The following is a 5482-nucleotide window of genomic DNA, read 5'->3' on the forward strand; positions in this document are numbered from 1 at the left end:
GCCCGCGGCGCGCGCGTGGCTGGGGCGGGTCGGCTACGATCCGGTGTACGGCGCGCGGCCATTGAAACGCGCGGTGCAGAAGCATCTGCAGGACCCGCTGGCCGATCTCATCCTCGCCGGCACGGTCGGCGACGATGAGGAAGTCTCAAAGGTCGAGGCGCAGGTGATGGAGGTCGTCCGCGGGCATTTCCGGCCGGAATTCCTCAACCGGCTCGACGAGATCATCCTGTTTCACCGCCTGTCGGCGAGTCACATGGGACCGATCGTCGACATCCAGGTCGAGCGGCTGGGCAGATTGCTCGAGGAGCGCAAGATCACGGTCGAGCTGACGCCCGCGGCGCGCGCGTGGCTGGGGCGGGTCGGCTACGATCCGGTGTACGGCGCGCGACCGTTGAAGCGCGCGGTGCAGAAGCATCTGCAGGACCCGCTGGCCGATCTCATCCTCGCCGGCACGGTCGGCGACGGCGCGACGATCAAGGTCGACGAAGGCGACGGGGCGCTGGTGCTGACCCCCGCCTAGGCGCGCAGGCCGCTCAGCAGACCTGCTTGCCGTGGTCGATCTGGACCACGACGCACGGCGAACGCTGCGCCTGGTCGACCAGGTCGCGGTCGCGGCGGCGCTTTTCGGCCCATTGCGCGCGAGTCGCGCACACGCGTTTCACCGCCAGCCGGCTGCCGACGATGGTGATGTCTTCGCAAATCTTGTCGTCGGGGTTGCGCGAGCTTGGCGCGGCCTTGGAAGGTTCGACGTTTGCGGCGACTGCCGGCATGGCGACCAACAGTCCTGCCGAAAGTGCCAAGGTGAGTGCAATCCGCATCGCATTTCTCCCCGTTTGGGCCGCGCCTATTGGCCCTTCATGCCAGTCTTTTGCGCTTTGTCGATATCGAGCCGCTCGCGTAGCCGCCGCTCGGCCCACTGGGCGCGGGTCGCGCATACCCGCTTGGCGACCAGCCGGCTGCCGATCACCTCGACCTTCTCGCACACGACTTCATCGGGGTCGCGCGCGTTCTTGCCCGATTGGGCGCCGCTGGCCGGCGTGGCCGGTGCCTGAGCCGCGGCCGTTGACCCGATGCACAGCGCCGCGATGGCGATCGCCAATGTCCGCATGATCTTCCCCTATCGACTCGGCCTAAGCCGTAAAAAACAGCAGCTATATCAAGCACGAACCCGATAACTGCGAGATGAATGGAAGTATGCGCGGTCAGCCCGGCGGCGCAACATCAAACGCGACAGTCAGACGTTCCCCTTCTGCGAACGGCACGGTGCCGTGCCACATCCACGACGGGAACAGCACCAATTGGCCGGGCCTGGGTTCGATTTTCCTGAGCGGCGGGAGACCCAGGCCGAGCTCGGCCTGCGGCTCGCCGAGGGTCAGCCAGCCAGCGTCGGGGGGATCGCCCGCGGTGCGGCCGGGCAGCGCGACATACAGCGCCGAGCTGATCCAGCCCTGCGGGTGAACATGGTTCGAGTGGCGCCCGCCACCGCGCAACAGCACCGACCAGCTTCCCGAGAAACGGATCCTGCGGTCACGGGGGCGAGCGAGCAACGGGTGCCCGGGATCGGGCTCGGGCAGATTGTCGATGTGCCTGCGCACGGCGCCGACGATCGCCTCGCGCAGGGTGCGGACGCGGGGATCGACGCGGCTCAGCAGCGGGCCGTCGGTCTGGCTGCCGCCGCGCACCGACTGGTCGAGATACTGCCCGGAATGCGCGTGGATTTCGCGCAGGTGGCGGGCGAGGTCGTCGAGCGGCGGCAAGTCGGCGGTGAGGTCGGCCACCGACACCAGCCGCGGGTCGCTTTAAGCCAGCTGTGGCGGGGGTCGCCGAGGATGCGCCAAACCAGCGACGCATAGGGCCACACGAACGGCGCGCGCTCGCTGCGCAACTCCTGCTCGACGAGGGGCGCGGCCTGGTCGGCGCGGCCCGAGCGTAGCAGATGGCGTATCCGCCACGCGCGCAGGCGCGGGTCGTGCTCGGCGGACGCCGCGGACAGCAATTGCTCGGCGCTGGGGTCACGCAGTTCGCCGGCGGCGATCGCACCAAAATGCCTGAACGCCTCGGCCGGCTGGCCGCGGGCGAGTGCGTCGCTGACCGCCGCCAGCAGCTGCGCGTAGTCCTCACGCCTGGTGTGGAGGTCGCACAGCTCGAGCCACAGCGCGGTTTGCCCGGGGTGCGCGGTGAGGGCGCGGGCGAGCGATTGCGCGGCGGCGGCGGGGTTTCCCGCCAGCGCCTCCAACTGCGCATATTGGCGATGGCCATCGATCCACAGCGGCGACTGGCCGAGAACCGCTTCGAGCTCGGCCAAGGCGAGGTCGCCGCGGCCGGCGGCCAGCCGTGCCGCGTTGAGCCCGATCAAGGCCTGCCCGTCGGTCGGAGCAAGGCGGCGCGCTTGTTCGAACAGCGCGACCGCTTCGTCCCCCGATTCGAGCGCGACATAGGCCCGGCCGAGGGCGATCGACGGATCGCGCGGGGCGAGCCGGGCGGCGTGATCGAACGAGACGCGCGCGGCGGCGTGGTCGTCGAGCGAGCGCTGGAGGACCGCGGCCCATTGCCACACGAGGGCCTCGTTGCGGCGCGGCGCGACGGCGAGCAGCAACGGCAGCGCGGCCTCCTCGCGCCCCTCGGCTAGCGCCGATCGGGCGAGCTGCGCCAGCGCGGCGGTGTCGTCGTGGCCGGCCCCGACCGCGCGGACCAGGCTGTCGACCGTCACAGCGCGGTGCCTTCGGCAGGCGCTTCGGCGGCGATCAGCGCAGCGACGGCCTCACGCTCGACCGGGCTCAGCCCGGGGTGCCAGATGTCGAAAATGAACACCACGCGCAGCTCGCCGCTGGGGTTCATCGCCTCATGCTCGATGGTGTCGTCGAACACGAACGCCTCGCCGCGCCGCCAGTCGCGAGTCTCAGCGCCGACCCGGAACCAGCAGCCGGCGGGTACGATCAAGGGGAGATGGCACACCAGCCGCGCATTGTTGACTCCGACGTGGGGCGGGATCGCGGTGTTGGGGGCGAGCAGCGAGAACATCGCATTGGGACCGGCGCCGGGAATGGCGGGCTGGGGAAACGCCTCGAGCAGCGCCATCGTGCGCGGGCAGTGGCGGGCGTTGGCCTCGACCCGTTGGCCGTTGCGCCACAAGTGGATCGCGGTCCAGTCGCGGTTCTGGTTGAGGTCGCGCCACTGATCGAGCGGCTCGTGGGCGGCATATTGGATGTACGGCACCAGCTCGGCGCGCTCGGCGGCCATCACCGCGGCGAGCTCTTCCGCGATCGTATCGGTCGCCGCTTCGAGTTCGGCGAGCCACGGGAAACTGTCGCGCGGGTGAAATTCGCGCTCGACCAGGCCGGGGTAGTCGAAGTGGGTTGGTTGGCTGTGGAAGGATTTGGTTTTGCGCAGCACGTTGCTGCGGAAGCGCGCGATGCGCCATTGCTGGTCAGGGTCGGCGCGCGCGACGGCCGCGGCCATGCCCTGTTCCATGCGTGTTTCGCGGGCCGCGAGCCAGGCATCGCGCAGGGCCTCGCCCTTGGCCACCGCAGCGGCCAGCGGCGCGGGTAGATCGCCGTCCGGGCGCTGTGCCAAAGCGTTGCTCCAGGCCTCCCCTGCCCCGTCGTCGCCGAGCGCCTCGAGCAGGCTGGCGCGCAGCACCAGTGCGACGAAATCGAGTGGCGATTGGGCCAGCGCCTGGTGGACAGCGGCGAGCGCCACCCTGGGCTGCCCCGCCGCCTTGCTGATCGCAGCAAGCTTGAGCTGCAGCTGGACATCCGTTGGAGCGGCGGCGGCGGCTTGTTTGAGCAATGTCAAAGCAGCCGCCAGGTCGCCCGAAGCGGCGGCGCGCTCGGCGGTCGCGATGAGGGCAGGGTCGACCATTACCTCAAAGTGTATAACCGAGCTTCTCGATCCACGGCTGAAGGACCGGGAAGACCGGCTCAAGGTGTGCGCGATAGCGCTCCCAACGGCCTGCGGCGCGCGTATACAGCGGCTCGACGACTTGCGCATAGCTGGCAGTCTTGATGTGCTCGCGTTTGCGCGCGGTGGATTGATGATCGAGCAGGCTGTCCTGCCAATCGACGCCGAGGAACGCCATCAGCGCCCTCAGATTCGCTTCCGGATTGGCGACCAGATCCTCATAGACGATACGATGCATCGGCATGCCAATGTGCTGCTGCGCGCGTTCGACGAAGCTGAAGCTCAAATCGTACAGCTCGGCCGTGGTGTCGAGCCGCACGAAATTGGCCATCCCGCCGTTGAGCCGGAAATTGGTGATGAAGCAGCTGAGCACGACATCGCAGGGATGGCGCAGCGCGAGGATCACCTTGGCATCTGGGAACAGGCGGTAGATCAACGGCAGCGAGTTCATCGCCATCGGATTTTTGTCGACCAGCAAATTGCCCGGCTTCAGCTCCGTCAGCGACGCGGCCATTGCGAAATACGCGTCGCGTGCCTGGTGGATCCGCTCGTCCGACGCGCCCGGCAGATCGGCAAATTCGGGGATCACGCGATGGGCCTCGCGAATGGTCGGTTCTTCCTCCAGCACCTCGATACCGGGATGGCTCATCAGCATGGTGTCGAGCAATGTTGTCCCGGAACGCGGGAACCCGATGAGGAACACCGGGGCCGGCCGCGGGTCGCGCTGTTCCCCCTCCTCACGCCAGTTCGCCATCCATTCCGGGGTCAGCAAGTCGCGATTGGCGCGGATCGCCTCGCGGAACGCGGTCGCCCGCTCCTCCGGCCGCGACGGGTCCGCCCGGAGCAGCTCGTTCATCTGTGAAAAAGCGGCAAACGCCTGGTCGGTTTCGCCAAGCCGGTCGTGGAACTGGCCGCGCAGAAACTCGACCCGGGACGGATCACCGACATCGAGCCCGTCGCCAAGTGCGGCCAGGCCCTCGCGGAAACGACCGGCACGGCGATGATCGAGCGCCCGCAAATAATCGATTACGCCAGTGTCGGCGCGGGCAGTGGTGGCCTGGCTTATGAGCTCGGCAATTTCGCCTTCGCGATTGACGTGGTCGAGCATGGTCGCAAGGTTGATGAACGCGAGTGCATTGGCGGGCTCCAGCGAAAGCGCCCGGTTGAACGCGTTCTCGGCAATTTCGAATTGCCGGACGGCGCGTGCCTCCACTCCGTAATTCATCTGGAGCGCGGCGTCGTCGGGGTCGCTCGCGACCGCCTTGGCCAACACCTCGACGACCTCGTGCTCGAGGCCCTTGCGCTTGAGCACCGCGGCCAGATCGATAGTCGCCGGCTTGTCGCCCTGATCGCGTGCAACCGCCTCGCGCAACACGGCCTCGGCCTCGTCGAGGCGGTCAAGCGCAACCAGTTCGCGGGCGAGATTGACGCGGGTCGGGGCCGACTCCGGATTGAGCGCCAGCGCGCGCTGCAGTGCGTCGATGCTGCCCTGGTGGTCGGCCAGCCCGGAGCGGGCATTGCCGAGGTTGTTCCACGCCTCCCAATCGTCGGGCAGGCGGTCAACCAGATGCTCGTAGGCTTC

General features: G+C 68.3%; 6 protein-coding genes and 1 pseudogene. 1 reads left to right on the forward strand and 6 read right to left on the reverse strand.

The features are described 5' to 3' along the window. Positions 1 to 520: pseudogene (locus RMP08_RS09425) on the forward strand (hypothetical protein); the annotation flags it as partial. Between the two features lie 13 nt (positions 521 to 533). Here RMP08_RS09425 and RMP08_RS09430 read toward each other — a convergent pair. The 6 genes from RMP08_RS09430 to RMP08_RS09455 form a co-directional block, all read right to left on the reverse strand. Next, a complete protein-coding gene (locus RMP08_RS09430) occupies positions 534 to 818 on the reverse strand; it encodes a hypothetical protein (RefSeq protein ID WP_310468744.1) in 285 nt (94 codons plus the stop codon). Positions 819 to 844: 26 nt separating this feature from the next. Continuing rightward, on the reverse strand, positions 845 to 1108 hold the full coding sequence (locus tag RMP08_RS09435) for a hypothetical protein (RefSeq protein WP_310468745.1): 264 nt from the start codon (positions 1106 to 1108) through the stop codon (positions 845 to 847). A 94-nt stretch (positions 1109 to 1202) separates the two neighbouring features. Then, a complete protein-coding gene (locus RMP08_RS09440) occupies positions 1203 to 1682 on the reverse strand; it encodes a putative 2OG-Fe(II) oxygenase (protein WP_310468749.1) in 480 nt (159 codons plus the stop codon). Then, positions 1646 to 2710: a tetratricopeptide repeat protein gene (locus tag RMP08_RS09445; protein ID WP_310468746.1), complete on the reverse strand. Its 1065-nt coding sequence runs from the start codon at positions 2708 to 2710 to the stop codon at positions 1646 to 1648. The genes RMP08_RS09440 and RMP08_RS09445 overlap by 37 nt, the downstream gene beginning before the upstream one ends. Further along, on the reverse strand, positions 2707 to 3861 hold the full coding sequence (locus RMP08_RS09450; protein ID WP_310468747.1) for an aspartyl/asparaginyl beta-hydroxylase domain-containing protein: 1155 nt from the start codon (positions 3859 to 3861) through the stop codon (positions 2707 to 2709). Before RMP08_RS09450 ends, RMP08_RS09445 begins: the two co-directional genes overlap by 4 nt. Before the next feature lie 4 nt (positions 3862 to 3865). Continuing rightward, on the reverse strand, positions 3866 to 5482 hold a 1617-nt coding region (locus tag RMP08_RS09455; protein ID WP_310468748.1), incomplete at its 5' end, for a sulfotransferase.

Source organism: Sphingomonas sp. (genome assembly GCF_031426035.1).
In the GTDB taxonomy this organism is placed as follows: Bacteria; Pseudomonadota; Alphaproteobacteria; order Sphingomonadales; family Sphingomonadaceae; genus Sphingomicrobium.

Bases quoted from the DNA above. Each gene is read 5' to 3' on its own strand.
- RMP08_RS09450 (WP_310468747.1), bottom strand. From the start codon at position 3,861: ATGGTCGACCCTGCCCTCATCGCGACCGCCGAGCGCGCCGCCGCTTCG.
- RMP08_RS09430 (WP_310468744.1), bottom strand. From the start codon at position 818: ATGCGGATTGCACTCACCTTGGCACTTTCGGCAGGACTGTTGGTCGCC.
- RMP08_RS09435 (WP_310468745.1), bottom strand. From the start codon at position 1,108: ATGCGGACATTGGCGATCGCCATCGCGGCGCTGTGCATCGGGTCAACG.